Origin of the sequence: Microbacterium sp. NPDC096154, from assembly GCF_040302945.1 — a bacterium.
Taxonomy (GTDB): domain Bacteria; phylum Actinomycetota; class Actinomycetes; order Actinomycetales; family Microbacteriaceae; genus Microbacterium.
In genome coordinates this window covers 1-17,253 of record NZ_JBEOSM010000008.1, presented here as the reverse complement: position 1 = coordinate 17,253, position 17,253 = coordinate 1, and the positions used below count along the sequence as shown (strand labels likewise).

Genomic DNA, 17,253 nt, shown 5'->3' with positions numbered 1-17,253 from the left:
ACGCGCCAGTCAACCAGCCGCCTGACTCCCGGCGACCGGCTCAGACCAGGAACAGTCCGTCGAGCACCCCGGGGTTGTGGCCGTGCACGAGCACGAGGAACACGACCGCGTCGAACAGCAGGTGCACGGTCACGACGTACGCCAGCGAGCGCGTGCGCAGGAAGATCACGCCCTGCAGCAGCGCGAACGGGATCGTCAGCACGGGGCCCCACTCGCGGTAGCCCAGCTCCCACAGGAACGACACGAACACGATCGCCTGCAGCGCGTTGGCGACCGCGTCCGGCAGGTGCCGGCGCAGCAGCGCGAACACCGTGCAGATGAAGAACAGCTCGTCCCAGATGCCCACGGCGCCGACGCCGACGAACAGTCGCGCGATCAGGTTCGGCGTGTCCACGACCGGCCAGTTCAGGTAGACGCCGCTCGTCACGAAGTAGAAGGGCAGGATGAGCCACCCGAGCAGCAGCACCGCCACGAGCCAGGCCCACTGGAGCCGCCCCCAGCGGCCGCCTCCCCGCCAGGGGAACCGGATGGCATGGTCGCGATAGACGAACCGCGACACCAGATACGGCACGGCCACGGCGCCCCCGAGGACGAGCGTGAACCGCACCATCGACCAGTCGTCGAGCTTCGCCTCCATGGACATCGACGCCACGATGAGCAGGCCGATAGCGATCAGCGACAGATCGCGCGTCAGGCCGGTCTCGCGCCGCAGACCAGCCGGATCGCGCCGGTCCGACACGGCGGCGACCGCGATGCTCGCGGCGACGAGCGCGAACCCGGCCCACCAGATCTGCACGACGTAGAACGCCGGGGCCGCGAGGCACATCAGCAGTGCGGCGACGAGGGTCAGCGGCTCCACCCCGCGGGCCACCGGAGCCGTCGCGTGCGTGCGTGCCATGTCTTCGCTCCCGCCGTCGTCAGCGTGCGGGTCAGCCGCGGGGCACGCGTCGATACGTCAGGTCGCGGATGTCGCGCCCCTTGTTCAGGCCCTTGCGCTCGAAGGCCGTCATGACCCGCCCCTCGAAGCGCGGCGCCCAGTCCCCGTCGGGATCGGAGGCCTGGTCGGGATCGGAGGCGCCGTCGAACGCGCGCTCGAACTCGGGTGCGCCGTCGAGCACCTCGCGCATCTGCAGCGCGTAGTCCTCCCAGTCGGTCGCGAGCCGCAGCACGCCGCCATCGCGCAGCGCGCGGCCCGCGAGGGCGCCGAACCCCTCCTTGACCAGGCGCCGCTTGTTGTGGCGGCTCTTGTGCCAGGGGTCGGGGAAGAACACCCACACCTCGTCGGCGGAGCCCTCGGGCAGCAGCGTCTCGAGCACCTCGGGCGCGTTCGCCTCGACCAGGCGCAGGTTGCGGGCGCCGGCGCGGTCGGCGTCGAGCATCGTGCGGGCGAGCCCGGCGCGGAACACCTCGACTGCGAGGAAGTCGCGCTCCGGATGCGCGGTCGCCGCCGACACGATCGCGTGGCCCTGCCCCGACCCGATCTCCACGGTCAGCGGGGCCTCGCGGCCGTACACCTCGGCGGGCACGAGGCGCGCGTCGGGGTGCACCGAGGTCGAGGCGACGTCGCGCGGCACGTCGAACAGGTACTGCGGCGCGAGCTCGGCCCACGCGCGGTCCTGCGCCTCCGACATCCGCCCGCTGCGACGCACGAACGACACCGGCTGCTTGCGGAAGGCCGGCTCGGCCTCAGGCAGTTCTTCGGGCATCCCTCAAGCGTAGGCGGCGCCGGCTACGGCGCTGACTAAGGCGCTGACTACGGCGCCGTGACGAAGTCGATCAGCTCCTCGACGCGACCGAGCAGAGCCGGCTCGATGTCGCGGAACGTCGTGACCTTCGACAGGATGTGCTGCCACGCGCGAGCGGTGTCGGCCTGCTCGGCATGCGGCCAGCCGAGGCGGCGGCACACGCCCTTCTTCCATTCCTCGCCCTTGGGCACCTCGGGCCACGCGCGGATGCCCACCGACGACGGCTTGACGCACTGCCAGACGTCGATGAACGGATGTCCCACGATGCGCATGTGGGGACCGTGCGGGCTCTGCTCGATCGCGCGCGCGATGCGCTGCTCCTTGGAGCCCGGCACGAGGTGGTCCACGAGCACGCCGTATCGGCGGCCCCGGCCGGGCGGCTCGGCGCGCAGCAGGTCGGGCAGGTGGTCGACGCCCTCGAGGAACTCGACCGCCACGCCCTCGACGCGCAGGTCGGCACCCCAGACCTTCTCGACCAGCTCGGCATCGTGCTTTCCCTCGACCAGGATGCGGTGCGGCAGCGCCACACGGGCGCGCTGGTCCTCCACTGCGAACGACCCCGAGGCGGTGCGACGCCGCCCTTGCGGCGCGGCGCGCGGCACGACGAGCTCGACGGGCTCGCCGTCGATCAGGAACCCCTTGCCCAGCGGGAAGACGCGGCGGCGTCCCTTCCCGTCCTCCAGCTCGACGCTGCCCGCTTCGAGCCTCGTGACGGCGCCGCAGAACCCGTCGACGGCGACCTCGACCACGAGGTCGATCTCGGCGGGCACCTCGGCGACCTTCTTCGCGCCTCGCTCGCGCCATCCGGATGCCAGCACGTCGGTCCCGTAGCGATCGTCCATGGCCACCCAGCCTACGTTTCGGCCCCCGCCCCGCCTCGCATGCCGCGCGGCGCATCCGCCCTCTAGGATCGTGACCGACGGCCCGCCGACCCCGGACCGGGCCGGGAAGGGGTGGGCGATGCGAGCGCGGCGAACGGTCGCACGGCGAGGATTCGCGGTCACGGGAATCGCGGCGGCGCTGACGCTGGCCGCGTTGCCGGCCTCGGCCGAGGAGCCCGTGCAGCTCGGCAGCGGCTATGTGCACGACGCCGCCGACGCGCTCTCGTCTGCACAGGAGGAGCAGGTCGACGCGCGCCTCGCGCAGCTCGCCTCCGACACCGACCTCAGCCTGTGGGTCGTCTACGTCGACGAGTTCGAGTCGCCCGCCTCGGCCGAGGAGTGGGCCAACCTCACCGCCGAGCGCAACAACCTCGGCCCGTACGACTACCTGCTCGCCGTCGCGATCGAGGGCCGCGCGTACTACCTCTCAGCGGACTCGGCGGGGCCCCTGTCGGGCGACCGCGTGGGCGAGATCGAGCGCGACATCCAGGATGAGCTCAGCGCATCCGACTGGGCGGGCGCCGCCGTCGCGACGGCGGATGAGCTCGGCGGAGGCGCGGGCGGCGCGGGAGGCGCGGGAGGCTCTGCGACCCCCTGGGTCATCGGCGGCGTGGGCGTGGTCGCGATCGGCGCCACCGCCTGGGCCCTCACGCGCCGGCGCAGGGGCGCCGCTCCGGCGGGGGCCGATCCGGCCGGCGAGCCCGAGCTCAGCACCGACGAGCTCGCCCGCCGCGCGTCGTCGGCGCTCGTGGCGACCGACGACGCCGTGCGGGCCAGCGAGCAGGAGCTCGGCTTCGCGGTCGCCCAGTTCGGCGCCGACGCCACGGGCGAGTTCGAGCGGGCGCTGGCGGACGCGAAGGCGAACCTGGCGCAGGCGTTCGAGCTGAAGCAGCGGCTCGACGACGGCGAGAAGGACACGGAGCAGGAGATCCGGGCGTGGAACGCCGAGATCGTGCACCTGTGCGAGGCCGCCGCGGCCACCCTGGCCGACAAGCAGGCCGCGTTCGGCGAGCTGCGCCGCATCGAGCAGGATGCGCCCGCTGCGCTGGCCGAGGCTCGGCGGCGTCGCGCCGCCGCCGACGGCACGGCCGAGCGTGTGGAGGCCGCGCTCGCGCAGCTGCGGACGCGGTACGCGGCCGACGCGCTGGCGACCGTGGCCGACAACCCCGCGCAGGCCGAGGCGCGCCTGGCCTTCGCCGACCAGCAGCTCGCCGACGCCGAGCAGCTGATCGGCACGGGCGACGCCGGCGAGGCCGCCGTCGCGATCCGCAACGCCGAGCAGGCCGTTGCCCAGGCAGAGACGCTCGACAAGGCCGTGACCGACCTGGGCGCGAGCCTCCAGGCAGCCGAGCAGCAGGCCGCCGCGCTGATCGCGGACCTGGAGCAGGATGTCGCCCGCGCCCGCGTGCTTCCGGGGCAGGGAGACCTCACGGTCGCCGTGGCGGCGGCCGAGCAGGCCGTCGCCCAGGCCCGGCAGAACCTCTCGGGACCCGCGCGAAGCCCGCAGATGCTGCTCGATGCGCTGCAGCGCGCGAACGCGCAGATCGACGGCCTCATCGCGAACGCCCAGCGCGCGCAGCAGCTGCTCGGTCAGACCCTGCTGCAGGCACGCAGTCAGGTGACGGGTGCCGAGGAGTACATCGCCGCGCGCCGCGGCGCGGTCGGCGCCGAGGCGCGCACCCGCCTCGCCGAGGCGGGTGCCGAGCTGGCCCGGGCCGAGGCGCTGCAGACGGGCGACCCCGCGCAGGCCCTGCAGCGGGCGCAGCGCGCCCTCGAGCTCGCGACCGCCGCGAGTCGTCTTGCCCAGAGCGATGTGCAGTCGGCTGAATGGGGCGGCGGTATGAGCGGCGGCATCCTGGGTGGCGGCGGCATGCTGGGCGGAGGTCGCAGCGGAGGCATGGTCGACGGCATCGTCGGCGGCCTCATCGGCGGCCTGATCAGCGGCGGTATGAGCGGCGGCTCGCGATCGAGCGGGTCGAGCGGGTGGGGCGGCAGCCTCGGCGGACTCGGCGGACTCGGCGGCGGCAGCCGCGCCCGGATCGGCGGCGGCGGCTTCGGCGGCGGCAGCCGGGGGCGTCGCGGAGGCGGTCGATTCTGATGCGCTCCGCACTCAGCCCATCCATGCGGCGCCGCTTCTAGACTCACCCCCGAGCGACTCACCCGAGCCCACACTCACCACCGACGCCAGACGAAAGGCACATCATGGCAAAGCAGTCCATCTTCGGGCGCATCTCGACGCTCATGAAGGCGAACATCAACGCCATCCTCGATCAGGCCGAGGACCCGGAGAAGATGCTCGACCAGCTGGTGCGCGACTACACCAACAACATCGCCGACGCCGAGGCCGCGATCGCCGAGACCATCGGCAACCTGCGCCTGCTCGAGCGCGATCACGCCGAGGACAAGCAGGCCGCCGTCGAGTGGGGCAACAAGGCGCTCGCCGCCAGCCGCAAGGCCGACGAGCTGCGCGCGTCGGGTGACACCGTCGACGCCGACAAGTTCGACGCGCTCGCCAAGGTCGCGCTGCAGCGCCAGATCTCGGCCGAGAACGACATCCGCGCGACCGCGCCGCAGCTCGAGGCCCAGTCGGAGGTCGTCGAGAAGCTGAAGGCAGGCCTCAACGGCATGAAGGTCAAGCTCGAGCAGCTGCGCGCCAAGCGCAGCGAGCTGCTGGCCCGTCAGAAGACCGCCGAGGCGCAGGCCAAGGTCGTCGACGCCGTCAAGTCGATCGACGTGCTCGACCCGACCAGCGAGCTGGGCCGCTTCGAGGACAAGGTGCGCCGCGTCGAGGCGCAGGCCCAGGGCAAGGCCGAGCTCGCGGCGTCGAGCCTCGACGCCCAGTTCGAGAGCCTCGAGGACCTCGGCGAGCTCACCGAGGTCGAGGCCCGACTCGCGCAGCTCAAGTCGGGCGGCCAGCCGCAGGGCCAGCTCGGCTCCTGATCCGCTCCCGTCGTCGAGGCCGCATCCGTCCGGGTGCGGCCTCGGCTCGTTTCGGGGCCGAGGCGTTTCGGGGCAGGATGTGACCATGGCACGGTTCCTCGTCGTCCCGCAGTGGCAGGGATCCCCGTCGTCACGGGCGATGGCGCACATCGACGGCACCGAGGCGATCGCGGGCGATCTGCCGCGCTCCGCCTGCACGGTCGTCGAGGTGCCCCTGGAGGCCGGGGAGACCCTCGAGACCGGCGTGCTGCGCGCCAGCTCCCTGCTGCGCACGGCCGACGGCATCCGCTCGGCACTGGACGACATCCCCGCTCCCGCGATCGTGATCGGCGGCGACTGCGGCGTCTCGGTCGCCGCCATCGGGCACGCCGCGGAACAGTCTCCCGACCCGCTCGGCGTCGTGTGGCTCGACGCGCACGGCGACCTGCACGTGCCCGACAGCTCGCCGAGCGGCGCCTTCGCCGGCATGGCCCTGCGCGCGGTGCTGGGCGACGGCGCCGCCGGGCTGTCGCTCCCGGCGGGCACCATCGCCCCCGAGCACGTGGTGCTCGCGGGCGTGCGCATGCTCGACCCCGAGGAGGATGAGCACCTCGCGCAGTCGACCCTGACGTCGCTCGCGCCGGCCGACCTCGAGCGCCCCCAGGCCCTCGCCGATGCCGTCGCCGCGACGGGCGTGCGCCGCGTCTACGTGCACGTCGATCTGGACGTGCTCGATCCCGCTCACGTCACGGGGGTGTCGTCGCCCGAGCCCTTCGGCGTCTCGCCGGCGACGCTGGTGGCCGCCATCGGCGCGCTGCGTGCGGTCGAGGCGGACGGCCGGCGCATCGAGCTGGCGGGCGCCACGATCGCGGGCTTCGCTCCCTCCTCCCCGGACGCGGCGGTCGACGATATGGGCACCATCCTGCGCATCATCGGAGCACTCGCGTGAGCGAGAGGCACACCCGCGACCATCCGGATGCGGATCATCCGCACGCCGACCTGGCGTCGCTGCCCGACGGCATCCGCTCGCGGACCGAGCGTGCGCTGCGACGAGGCGACGCGATCGACCGCCTGATCCCGCGATTCCTGCTCGACTCGCCCGTCAGCCTCGCGGGCTACGCATGGGGCACCGCGGTCGGCTGGCTCTGGGGCTCGCTGTGGAGCACCGGCCCGATCGAGCGGCGCGCGGGGCTCTGGGTCTTCCGCGGCCTGCCCGCGTGGGCGTTCCCGCGCGGCGGCGTGTGCGTGGGCGGATGCTTCCTGACCGGGGATGCGGCTCCGAGCGACGCGTTGCTGGGGCACGAGGCCGTGCATCGCGCGCAGTGGCGCCGTTACGGGTTCCTCATGCCGCTGCTCTACCTGCTCGCGGGTCGCGACCCATTGCGCAACCGCTTCGAGATCGCCGCCGGCCTGCGCGCGGGCGGCTATGTGCGCGGCCCGCGCGGCCGGCGAACGTCGGTCAGCGCGAGCTGAAGAGGCGGAAGTGCTCGGGCGCCTTGATGCGCGCCGGGTCGACGCCGAGCCGCTCGGTGAGGTGGTCGGCGATGTCGGCCGTGCCGAGGTAGCCGCCGAGCAGGTCGATGCGCGTCTGGTCGTCGTCCGCGCACAGCATCTCGTCGGCCCAGGCCGTGACCGCACGCGTGAGCGCCGCTCCGGGGGCGCACGCGCGACCCGTGCCGGGCGCACCGGTGCGGGCGGAGCGGTCGAGCCACGTGACCACCATGCGCGGCGGCGCCGCCACCGCGCCGATCCAGGTCGCGTCGGGCACCTCGATGAACACGCGCCCCGTGGCGCAGATCGGCAGCGTCGCCAGCAGCGCCTCCAGCGCGGCGAACGACTGCTCGTCAGCGGTCACGAGATGCTGCACGCGCGTGTGGCGCTGCGCGCGGCACACGGATGCGCTGTGCTCGACGGTGCTGTGCTCGACGGGGGTCATGATGCCCCCATCCTACGCGCTTGTCAGGGTTGCCTTACCTCACCGCCGAAATTCGCCCAGCCTCACTCCTCGACGAGCGTGCGCCGCAGAAGGTCGAGCTCGTCGTTCCGGAGCCCATGCGCGCGCAGGTAGCCGGCTTCCGACCCGTGCGTCGCGCGGATCTCCTCGAGCACGCCGCGCATGACGGCGGCGGGCGCACGGGTGGCCAGCTCCTCGAGGTGCCGCTGCGCGGGGTACGCCCGCCGCATCCGCGCGAGCGTCTGCTGGTTGCGCCAGGGCGGGAGCATCGATTCGGTGCGCTCGTAGTCGTCGACCACTGCGTCCTCGTCCACCCCCGCCGCGCGCAGGGCGAGCGCCACCGTGAGCCCCGTCCTGTCCTTGCCGGCCGTGCAGTGGACGACGACGGGCTGGGCCCCGAGAATGGCGCGGATCGCCGTGACGAGGCGGTCGCCCGAACGCTCGAGGAGCGAACGGTACAGCTGGGTGAGCGTGACGTCCTCCAGGAAGAAGGAGGTGAGCGAGCCGAGGAACAGCGGCACGCGCAGCGTCTCGGCCCCCTCGACGCGACTGGGGGCGCGCCCGGCCTCTTCGTCCGATCGCAGATCGACGATGCGCCGCACTCCCAGTCGGCGGAACGCCTCGCCGCCGAGATCGTCGACCTCTGCGAGGCTCCCCGAGCGGTACAGCACGCCCGTGCGCGTGCGGCCGCCACCCGCGGGCAGACCGCCGACATCGCGGAAGTTCACCGCGCCGGGCACGAGGCTCATCCGCCGGCCCCCTCCCGGCCGGTCATGCCTGCACTGCCGGAGCGTCCCCGTCGCGGCGCGGCACCGGATAGCGCCCGGCGACGACGACTCGATTGAACGCATTGATCGAGACGCACAGCCAGCTGATCCCGAGGTACTCCTTCTCGCTCAGCACGCCGCCGACCCGGTCGTAGACCTCGTCCGAGATCCCGCCACGATGAATGAACGTGAACGCCTCTGCGAGCTCGAGAGCCGCGCGCTCGCGCTCCGAGAAGACGCCCGACTCTCGCCAGACGGGCAGCTGAGCGAGATCGTCATAGCCGATGCCCGCCGCGAGCGCACGATCGGAGTGGATGCGGGTGCAGTACGCGCACCCGTTGAGCTGCGAGCAGTGCAGCAGCACGAGCTCCCTGAGCCGGTCGTCGATGCCGTTGTCGCGCGCGATGCGTCCGACCTCGCGCGAGAACGCGTCGAGCGCCTTGTAGGCGGTCGGCTCGGACTTCGACAGATGCACGCGCAGGTCGGCCATGCTGACACCCTATCCAGCGCTCGAAGCGCACGGCACGAGAAGGGTCCGAGATCAGATCGCCACTCCGGTTCTCCACATGGCATGCATACTGCACGCTTTGGAGGAGTTCCGATGAGCATCTTGAGCCGCGATTTCCGGGCGCGAGGGAAACGGCGTCACAATGGACACCGTTCCGCCCCATGCGGGCCCTACAGAAAGCACGCACCCCGTGACCGAGAAGACCTCCCGCGCGCGCAGCGCCGCGGATGACGAGTTCTCCTTCCTGGCCGACCAGGCCGCATCGCTGGGACAGCCCACGCCTCCCGCCCGGCGCCTCGAGCTGCCTCTCGCCGACGGGCGTGTTCTGAGCGCCGTGCGCCTCGGCTCCGAGCCGCCGCGCGTCGTGCTGCTGCACGGTGCGGGCCTCAACGCGCACACGTGGGATCGCGTCGCGATCGCCCTGGGCGTGCCCGTGCTCTCGATCGATCTTCCCGGGCACGGCGACTCGTCCTGGCGCGAAGACGCCGACTACCGGCCCCGCACCCTCGCGCCCGACGTCATCGAGGCCATCGAGACGTGGGCCGAGGCGCCCGTCGTGCTGGCCGGACAATCGCTGGGAGGGCTCACGGCCGCGGCGGTCGCCGCGGCGCGCCCCGACCTCGTGGCGTCGCTCAAGCTGGTCGACATCACCCCGAGCGCGGCCGGCGGCTCCGGGTCGACCGAGCTGCGCCGCTTCTACGAGCAGACGGACTTCGCCTCGCGCGAGGAGGCCCTCGAGCGCGCGATGGCCTTCGGGCTCGGTGGGTCGCGCGACGACGCGCGCCGCGGCGTCTTCCTCAACACGCGAGTGCGCGAGGACGGCCGCGTCGAGTGGAAGCACCACTTCGCTCGACTGGCGCAGCGGACCGACGCGGTCGCGGCGCCCCTCGTCGACGACACGAGCTGGGACGACCTGGCCGCGGTGACGGCTCCCGTCACGCTCGTGCGCGGCGAGCGCGGCTACGTCGACGACGCGGCGGCCGACGAGTTCGCCCGGCGGGTGCCTCAGGCGGCGATCGTGTCGCTCGACGCGCCGCACAACGTGCAGGAGGCGGCGCCCGTGGCCCTGGCGGCGCTGCTGACGTCTCGCCTGAACACATCGGCCTCCGATCCCGCCGAGCGGGTGCCCTTCCCGACGCAGACCCTGAGACTTCCCGACACCACGGCGGCCGCATCCGGCGCCGCAGACGACCCGACCGCGGACCGCCGGTGAGCGGCACCCCGCGCGGCGCGGCACGCGCCGGCTCCGAGAGGACATCCATGCACAGCTTCACGACTCGCGTTCCGACCCGCACGCTGACGGCGGCCGGCGTCGGCACCGTCCTCGCTCTCGCGCTCGCCGGCTGCACGGGCGCTCCGGCCGAGACGCCGACGGGCGACCCGAACCCGGACGCGACGCTCCGGGTCGGCCTGCGGCTCGAGCCCGAGAACCTCGACATCCGTCACACCGCCGGGGTCGCGCTCGAGCAGGTGCTGATCGACAACGTCTACGAGGGTCTGGTCACGCGCACGCCCGACAACCAGGTCGTGCCGTCGCTCGCGAAGGACTACGAGATCTCGGAGGACGGTCTCACCTACACCTTCCAGCTGAACGAGGGCGTGACCTTCCACGGCGGCGGGGAGCTGACCGCATCCGACGTCGTGGCCAGCTTCACCCAGGTGCGCGAGGACGAGAGCCTGCGCGGGCACACCGAGCTCTCGGTGATCGAGGCCGTCGACGCCCCCGACGACCACACGGTCGTGCTGACGCTGAGCGAGCCCGACCAGAACCTGCTGTTCTGGCTCACGGGCCCCGCCGGTCTCGTCTTCGACGAGGGCGACAAGACCGACATGAAGACCGAGGCGAACGGGACGGGGCCCTTCACGCTCCAGAACTGGACGCAGGGCACGAGCATCTCGCTCGCGCGCTTCGGCGAGTACTGGGGTGAGGCTGCGGGCGTCGCGGAGGTGGAGTTCCAGTACATCCCCGACGCGACCGCGGGCATCAACGCGGCGCTCGAAGGCAGCCTCGACGTGCTGACGCGCGTGGACGCGAACCTCGCGCCGCAGATCGACGGCGTCTCGGGCTACACGCTGGTCGACGGCCGCTCCACGTCGGAGGGCACCCTCGCGTTCAACAACGCCGCGGAGCCGCTCGACGACGTGCGCGTGCGGGAGGCGCTGCGCCTCGCGATCGACCACGACGCGCTCGTCGAGGCGATCGGCTCGGGCAGCACGCTGTACGGTCCGATCCCCGAGCTCGATCCGGGCTACGAGGACCTCTCGGATGTCGCACCGCACGACCCGGAGCGCGCCAAGGAGCTGCTGGCGGAGGCCGGCCACGAGGAGCTCGAGCTCACCCTGACGATCTCGAACCACTACGGCACGACGGTGCCGGCGTACCTCGTCTCGGCGTTCAAGGACATCGGCGTCGAGCTCAAGGTCGACCCGGTCGAGTTCTCGACCTGGCTCAACGACGTCTACACCAACAAGGACTACCAGCTGAGCTTCGTCGAGCACGCCGAGCCGCGCGACTTCGCGAACTACGCCAACCCGCAGTACTACTTCAACTACGACAGCGCCGAGGTGCAGGAGCTCTACGCCCAGGCCATGGCGGCCGTCGACGCCGACGAGTCGGCGTCGCTGCTGGCCGAGGCGGCGCGCGTCGTCTCGGAGGACCACGCGGCCGACTGGCTGTATTCGGCCGGCGAGCTCACGGCCGTGCACGAGTCGGTCGCCGGGTTCCCTGTCGACTCCACCACGTCGCGCCTCGACCTGTCGGGCGTCACCGTATCCGAGTGATCCGGTCTCCCCGCTGAGCTCCGAGCATCCGCCGCCCGTGATCCGCTACCTGCTGACGAGACTGGCACTGCTGGTCCTGGGCCTGTTCGTCGCGAGCGCGCTGATCTTCACGGTGCTGCGGGTGCTGCCCGGCGATGTCGCGCAGATGATCGCGGGCACCCAGGGGTCGCCCGCGCAGGTGGCGCGCATCCGCGAGCAGTTGGGGCTCGACGCGCCCCTGTGGCGGCAGTACATCGACTGGATCGGCGGCGTGGTGCGCGGCGACCTCGGCCGGTCGCTGCTGACGGGGTCGTCGGTGTCGGCGCAGCTGTGGGAGAAGGCGCAGGTGACGGCGCCGCTGTCGCTCCTGGCGATGCTCGTGGCGATGCTGATCGCGGTGCCGTTCGGCGTGCTCTCCGCCGTGCGCCGTGGCCGCGGCGACGGCACCGCGATCAGCGTGGCGTCGCAGGCGCTCGCGGCCGTGCCGGCGGTGTGGGCGGGCATGATGCTGATCGTGCTGTTCGCGGTCGTGCTCGGCTGGCTGCCTGCCCAGGGCTTCCCCCGATCCGGATGGGATGAGCCCGGGCAGGCGCTGCGATCGCTCGTGCTGCCGGCGCTCACGATCGGCGTGGTCGAGGGCGCGATGCTGCTGCGCTTCGTGCGCAGCGCGACCCTGCAGGCCGTAGGCCAGGACTTCGTGCGCACGGGAGCGGCCAAGGGGCTCACGCGCACCCAGGCCCTCATCCGGCACGGGCTTCCCTCGGTCGGGCTCTCGATCGTGACCGTGCTGGGCATCCAGGTGGCGGGCATCATCGTCGGCGCGGTGGTGATCGAGCGCGTGTTCAATCTGCCCGGCATCGGCCGGATGCTGAGCGCCGATGTGGGATCACGAGATCTGGTAATGGTGCAGGGCGAGCTGCTCGTGCTGACGGGATTCGTGCTGCTGGTCGGCTTCGTCGTCGACCTCGTGCATCACGCGATCGACCCCCGGCAGAGGGAGGCCGCATGAGCGCGCGCCCCCGCGACGGTCTGGTCGCGCGTGCGTGGCGTCTGTCGACCGGGCGCTTCGGCCTGATCGTGATGAGCGCCGTGACCCTCACGGCGCTCCTGTCGCTCGCCTGGACGCCGTTCGATCCCCAGTCCGTCGACATCGCCGCGCGCTGGGGCCTGCCCGGATGGCCGCACCTGCTGGGCACCGACGGCACGGGGCGCGACATCCTGAGCCTGGTGATGGCGGGGTCGCGCACCACGCTCCTGGTCGCGGTGGGCGCCGGCATCGTGTCGACCGCGGTGGGCATCCTGCTCGCGTCGCTCGGCGCGCTGACCCCGCGCTGGACGCGCGAGGCCGTAGCCGTGCTGATCGACATCCTGATCGCGTTCCCCGTGCTGCTGATCGCGATGATGATCTCGTCGGTGTGGGGCGGTTCGCTCTGGGTGGTCGTCTGGTCGGTGGGCATCGGCTTCGGGGTGAGCATCGCGCGGGTGACCCGCCCCGAGCTGCGGCGCGTGCGGAGCAGCGACTACGTGCTCGCCGGTCGCGCGTCGGGCCTCACGACGCTGCAGAACCTGCGCCGCCACCTGCTGCCCAATGTGGCGCCCGTGTTCATCGTGCAGCTGTCGTGGTCGATGGCCGTGGCGGTGCTCGCGGAGGCGGGCCTGTCGTACCTCGGCTTCGGCGCCTCCGTGACCGAGCCCTCGTGGGGGCTGCTGCTGGCCGACCTTCAGCAGTACCTGCAGATCCATCCCCTGTCGGTCGTGTGGCCCGGGCTCGCGATCACGCTCACGGTGCTGGCGCTCAACCTGCTGGGAGACGCGCTGCGCGAGGCCACCGATCCGACGCTGCGCGGACGTGCCCCGGGCGCCCCCAGCGCCAAGGCGATGCCGCACACGACTCCTGGGGTGGTCGCATGAGTCTCGAGGTGCGCGATCTCGCGGTCGAGATCGGCGGGCGGCGCGTGGTCGACGGCGTCTCGTTCTCCGTGCCGGAGGGCGCGCGGGTCGGCCTCATCGGCGAGTCGGGTTCGGGCAAGTCCCTCACCGCGCTGGCGATCCTGGGGCTGCTGCCGGATGGCGCGACGGCGAGCGGCAGCATCCGGTGGAACGGTCGCGAGCTGATTGGGCTACGCGACCGCGAGCTGGCCGAGCTGCGCGGCGACGAGATCGGGATGGTGTTCCAGGAGCCGCAGACCGCGCTCAACCCGATCCGCACGGTCGGTCGGCAGATCGCCGAGTCGGTGCGCATCCACCGCGACGTCACGCGTGCCGAGGCCCGCCGCATCGCGGTCGATGAGGCGCGCCGAGTGAAGCTGCCCGAGCCGGAGGCGATCGTGCGCCGGTACCCGCACCAGCTCTCGGGAGGGCAGCGGCAGCGTGTCGCGATCGCGATGGCGCTGGCGTGCGAGCCGCGGCTGCTGATCGCCGATGAGCCCACGACGGCGCTCGACGTGACGATCCAGGCCGAGATCCTGCGGCTGCTGCTCGGGCTGGTGGCCGACAGCGGCATGTCGCTCGTCTTCATCACGCACGACCTGGCCGTGCTCTCGCAGGTGGCCACGCACGGGGTGGTGCTCGAGCACGGGCGGGTCGTCGAGCACGGGCCGGTCTCGGAGCTGCTGTCCGGGCCCGCTCATCCCGTGACGCAGGGGCTGCTGCGCGACGCGAAAGCCACGCTGTGGAAGCCCGGGGCGCAGGATGCGCCGGAGGTGCGGCCATGAGCGATGCGATCATCCGGGCGCGCGGCCTCAGCCGTCGTCACCCGCTCCCCCGCGAGACACCGTTCTCCCCGCGCCGGGAGAACGTGGCGCTCGCGCCGACCGACCTCGACATCGCCGACGGCTCGGCTCTCGGCGTGATCGGGGAGTCGGGCTCGGGCAAGTCGACGCTCGTGCGGCTGCTGCTGGGACTCGACCGGCCATCCTCGGGCACGGTGGAGTTCGCGGGCCGCGCGGTGGAAGCCGGTGCGCGCGCGAGGGAGCTGCACTGGCTGCGTCGCGACACCGGCATCGTTCTGCAGGATCCGTACGCGTCGCTCGACCCCCGAATGACGATCGAGCGCATCGTCGCCGAGCCGCTGTGGGCGCTCGGGATCGCCGGCGACCACGCCGCTCGGGTGCGCGAGGTGCTCGCCGACGTCGGTTTGGAGCCCGAGATGGCCGAGCGCTATCCCCACGAGTTCTCGGGAGGACAGCGCCAGCGCATCGCCCTCGCGCGCGCGATCGCCCACCGTCCGCGCCTGCTCGTGGGCGACGAGCCCCTGTCGGCCCTCGACGTGACGGTACGCGCGCAGATTCTGCAGCTGCTGGATGAGCTGCGCCGGCGCGACGGCCTGACGCTGGTGATGGTCTCGCACGACATCGGCGTGGTGCAGAGCCTGTGCGACACGGTAGCGGTGATGAAGGACGGCCGCATCGTCGAGCACGGGGCGACGGCGGATGTGCTGCTGCGTCCGCGTGAGGACTACACCAAGCGCCTGCTCGCCGCGATCCCGACGATCGACTGAGACGTCGACCTCAGAACGGAGCCGAGGGAGTTCCGGTGTCGATCAGCACGGGCGGGATGTCGAGGTAGTCGTAGCCCGCGGGGCTGTGCCAGAGCAGCCGGCCGCCGCCCAGCTGACGCACCCGCCAGGGCGAATGGTGCTTGAGGGTGTGGTGCGCCTCGCAGAGCGCGGCGAGGTTGCCGATCTCGGTCGGCCCGCCGCGGGAGTACGGCACGGTGTGATCGATGTCGGAGTGCTTCGCCTTCGTCACGCATCCCGGAACCCGACACGTGCGGTCGCGGGCAAGCAGATAGCGACGCTGCGCCGCAGTCGGTGTGTAGCGGTCGACCGTGAGCAGCGCGCCGGTGTCAGGGTTCACGAAGAGGCGCTCCCAGCCGATCGCGTGGCCGGCCAGGCGACGGGCGGTCGCTGCATCGAGCGGCCCGGAGCCCGCAAGGAGCGCCAGCCCGTCATCCAGCCCGCTCAGCGTCGTCGCCGGAATGGTGATCTCGACCGTCGCCGCGATCGAGCGCTCGACGTCGTGCCCACTGGGTGCTCCCGACACCAGCAGGTCCGCCGCCAGATCGGCCCGCAGTTGGGCCAGCCGCCGGTCGTCGCGGAGGTCTGCGGCATGGAGGTCGGCGGCATGGTTGTCTGCGGCATGGTTGTCTGCGGCATGGTTGTCGTGCGGGCCGCCCGCGCTGCCGTCGGCACGCATCGCGGCCGCCGGGCGGTCGCGGTGCACCGCCCGGGCCAGCGCGGTCAGCCGGTCGAAGACCGCATGGACCACGACCGCCGGCGCCACCATGCCCAGCTCCGCCATGCCGTCGGGCAGGTCGGCGACCCAGACGCGGCGCTCGGATCGCGCGATCTCGTGCCGCTCCACGAGTGTCGTGGGCTGGTGCTTCTCAGCGACCCGCGCGGCGAGCGCTCTCGTCCGGCCGGGCGTCGAACGCTCCGCCATCGCGGTGATCTCGGCCTCGTACGCGGCCCGAGCCGCGTCCTCGCGGAGGTCGGCGCCGACCGCCACGATCTCCTGCGTGTGTCGCGCGGTCACCCGTCCTTGGGCGAGCGCGGCGTGTGCCGCGGGAAAGCGCGTGACCAGGTCGTGCGCGCGCTCCATCCGCCGCTGCATCGCACGCGGCGACTCACGCAGGGCGAGCGCGAGCTCGGTCGCCATCGACCGCAGCGGAAACCGATGAACGCTGGCATTCGGGTCGCGCGCCAGCTGGCCGAGCGCGATGTCCGTGACCTCGGCAAGCACACGCGCCTCCTCGGCATCGAGACGCGCGCGCTCGCGCCGCACGCTCCTCAGCCGCTCGATCGCGGTACGCGTGCGGATGCGCTCGGCCGGGGTGAACCCCCAGCCGAGGTCGTCCGCATCCATGAACCGGGTCATGCCCCCATGCTGGCACGAGCTTCGGACATTTGTTCGAAGGTCCGGATGCGGCTGCAGCTCTCGGCCATCGCAGCGCCTGGGGATAACTTCCGGGCCCGAGTCGCGATGATCCATACCGTGGGCACATGCTGTCCCGCTCGTGCTCCGTCGTCGCTGCCGCCCTGCTGCTCGCCGCGCTGACCGGATGCACGGGCTCGGGCAAGGCAAACCCCTCGCCTTCCCCAACGGGGTTCGCGAGCGAGGAGGAGGCGTTCGCTGCGGCGGAAGAGTTGTACCGCGACTACACCGCGGCCCTGAACAGCTACTACGCCGGGGCTGATGCGTACGAACCGCGGCTGTATCTCACCGCCGACGCGCTGACGGAGGGACAGGCCTTTCTCGCTCTGATGAAGGAGCAGGATCTCCAGGTCGACGGCGAAGTAGAGATTCGCGCACTACAGCATGGCGAAGCTGCCGCGGTCGAGAGCGCATGGAGCGTGACGCTGTTCGTGTGCCTTGACTACTCCGGCACGCGAGTGCTCGACGCACATGGAACGGATGTGACGCCAGAGCGTGACGAATCACTCGCGCTCAAGGTTTCCTTGATGACTATCGAGAGGTTCCGTCTTGCCATCGAGAAGAGTGTGGCGACCCCGGAGTTTCCATGCGGCTGACGCTGGCGCTCACCCTTGCATGTCTGTTGGCGCTTTCCCCGGGCGCGGCCCACGCTGCGGCTGGTACGGCATGCGGTGCGGATACTGGCCTCATCGGTTGCCCCACTCTGAACGACCCGCAGAATGACGGGAACACCCTGACCGTGGGCGGCAGCGTGCAACAGCAATCCGGCGAAGACACGCACGACC

General features: G+C 72.1%; 19 protein-coding genes. 12 read left to right on the top strand and 7 right to left on the bottom strand.

The genetic code is table 11. The features are described 5' to 3' along the window. Positions 1-40: 40 nt before the first annotated feature. The 3 genes from ABTW64_RS11690 to ABTW64_RS11680 are packed head-to-tail and all read right to left on the bottom strand — an operon-like array spanning position 41 to position 2,587. Entirely contained in the window at positions 41-898 is an 858-nt protein-coding gene (locus tag ABTW64_RS11690; protein WP_350622566.1) for a CPBP family intramembrane glutamic endopeptidase, read from the bottom strand. 31 nt (positions 899-929) lie between these two features. After that, positions 930-1,706 carry a tRNA (guanosine(46)-N7)-methyltransferase TrmB gene (trmB, locus tag ABTW64_RS11685; RefSeq protein ID WP_350622564.1) on the bottom strand — a complete coding sequence of 259 codons (777 nt, stop codon included), beginning with the start codon at positions 1,704-1,706 and terminating at the stop codon, positions 930-932. 47 nt (positions 1,707-1,753) lie between these two features. Then, positions 1,754-2,587, bottom strand: coding sequence for a DUF3097 domain-containing protein (locus ABTW64_RS11680; protein WP_350622562.1), 834 nt, complete (start codon positions 2,585-2,587; stop codon positions 1,754-1,756). 118 nt (positions 2,588-2,705) lie between these two features. Here ABTW64_RS11680 and ABTW64_RS11675 point away from each other — a divergent pair, with 118 nt between their 5' ends. The 4 genes from ABTW64_RS11675 to ABTW64_RS11660 all read left to right on the top strand — a co-directional run bounded on the left by ABTW64_RS11675 (position 2,706) and on the right by ABTW64_RS11660 (position 7,018). Beyond that, positions 2,706-4,724, top strand: coding sequence for a TPM domain-containing protein (locus ABTW64_RS11675; protein ID WP_350622560.1), 2,019 nt, complete (start codon positions 2,706-2,708; stop codon positions 4,722-4,724). Between the two features lie 104 nt (positions 4,725-4,828). Continuing rightward, positions 4,829-5,566, top strand: coding sequence for a PspA/IM30 family protein (locus ABTW64_RS11670; protein ID WP_350622558.1), 738 nt, complete (start codon positions 4,829-4,831; stop codon positions 5,564-5,566). Between the two features lie 85 nt (positions 5,567-5,651). Then, complete coding sequence (locus ABTW64_RS11665; protein ID WP_350622556.1) at positions 5,652-6,494, top strand: arginase family protein; 843 nt, start codon at positions 5,652-5,654, stop codon at positions 6,492-6,494. A 95-nt stretch (positions 6,495-6,589) separates the two neighbouring features. Beyond that, complete coding sequence (locus tag ABTW64_RS11660) at positions 6,590-7,018, top strand: Fe-S oxidoreductase (RefSeq protein ID WP_350622883.1); 429 nt, start codon at positions 6,590-6,592, stop codon at positions 7,016-7,018. Here the strand turns inward: ABTW64_RS11660 and ABTW64_RS11655 are convergent. From ABTW64_RS11655 to ABTW64_RS11645, 3 genes are all read right to left on the bottom strand, one after another. After that, positions 7,005-7,481, bottom strand: coding sequence for an SIP domain-containing protein (locus ABTW64_RS11655; protein WP_350622555.1), 477 nt, complete (start codon positions 7,479-7,481; stop codon positions 7,005-7,007). The two genes, ABTW64_RS11660 and ABTW64_RS11655, sit on opposite strands and share 14 nt — an antisense overlap. 62 nt (positions 7,482-7,543) lie before the next feature. Next, positions 7,544-8,248 carry a tyrosine-protein phosphatase gene (locus tag ABTW64_RS11650; protein WP_350622553.1) on the bottom strand — a complete coding sequence of 235 codons (705 nt, stop codon included), beginning with the start codon at positions 8,246-8,248 and terminating at the stop codon, positions 7,544-7,546. Positions 8,249-8,270: 22 nt separating this feature from the next. Further along, entirely contained in the window at positions 8,271-8,756 is a 486-nt protein-coding gene (locus ABTW64_RS11645) for a carboxymuconolactone decarboxylase family protein (protein ID WP_350622551.1), read from the bottom strand. A 208-nt stretch (positions 8,757-8,964) separates the two neighbouring features. Between ABTW64_RS11645 and ABTW64_RS11640 the strand changes: the two genes are divergently transcribed. From ABTW64_RS11640 to ABTW64_RS11615, 6 genes are read left to right on the top strand one after another with little or no spacing between them, the layout of a single operon-like run. Continuing rightward, on the top strand, positions 8,965-9,987 hold the full coding sequence (locus ABTW64_RS11640; protein WP_350622549.1) for an alpha/beta fold hydrolase: 1,023 nt from the start codon (positions 8,965-8,967) through the stop codon (positions 9,985-9,987). A gap of 47 nt (positions 9,988-10,034) precedes the next feature. Then, positions 10,035-11,555: an ABC transporter substrate-binding protein gene (locus ABTW64_RS11635; protein WP_350622547.1), complete on the top strand. Its 1,521-nt coding sequence runs from the start codon at positions 10,035-10,037 to the stop codon at positions 11,553-11,555. A gap of 37 nt (positions 11,556-11,592) precedes the next feature. Beyond that, the gene (locus tag ABTW64_RS11630) at positions 11,593-12,543 is read left to right on the top strand and encodes an ABC transporter permease (RefSeq protein WP_350622545.1); all 951 of its coding nucleotides are present in this window, start codon (positions 11,593-11,595) and stop codon (positions 12,541-12,543) included. After that, on the top strand, positions 12,540-13,445 hold the full coding sequence (locus ABTW64_RS11625) for an ABC transporter permease (RefSeq protein ID WP_350622543.1): 906 nt from the start codon (positions 12,540-12,542) through the stop codon (positions 13,443-13,445). Before ABTW64_RS11630 ends, ABTW64_RS11625 begins: the two co-directional genes overlap by 4 nt. After that, positions 13,442-14,248, top strand: a complete 807-nt coding sequence (locus ABTW64_RS11620; RefSeq protein WP_350622541.1) for an ABC transporter ATP-binding protein — start codon at positions 13,442-13,444, stop codon at positions 14,246-14,248. The genes ABTW64_RS11625 and ABTW64_RS11620 overlap by 4 nt, the downstream gene beginning before the upstream one ends. Then, entirely contained in the window at positions 14,245-15,033 is a 789-nt protein-coding gene (locus ABTW64_RS11615) for an ABC transporter ATP-binding protein (RefSeq protein ID WP_350622539.1), read from the top strand. The genes ABTW64_RS11620 and ABTW64_RS11615 overlap by 4 nt, the downstream gene beginning before the upstream one ends. Positions 15,034-15,043: 10 nt before the next feature. Here ABTW64_RS11615 and ABTW64_RS11610 read toward each other — a convergent pair whose 3' ends face one another. Further along, positions 15,044-16,411 (bottom strand): HNH endonuclease signature motif containing protein, encoded by a 1,368-nt coding sequence (locus ABTW64_RS11610; RefSeq protein ID WP_350622537.1) that lies wholly within the window; start codon positions 16,409-16,411, stop codon positions 15,044-15,046. Between the two features lie 125 nt (positions 16,412-16,536). Between ABTW64_RS11610 and ABTW64_RS11605 the strand changes: the two genes are divergently transcribed. Both ABTW64_RS11605 and ABTW64_RS11600 read left to right on the top strand, forming a co-directional pair. Further along, positions 16,537-17,064, top strand: a complete 528-nt coding sequence (locus ABTW64_RS11605; protein WP_350622535.1) for a hypothetical protein — start codon at positions 16,537-16,539, stop codon at positions 17,062-17,064. Further along, the coding region (locus ABTW64_RS11600) for a hypothetical protein (RefSeq protein WP_350622533.1) at positions 17,055-17,253 on the top strand (199 nt) is incomplete at its 3' end. The genes ABTW64_RS11605 and ABTW64_RS11600, both read left to right, overlap by 10 nt.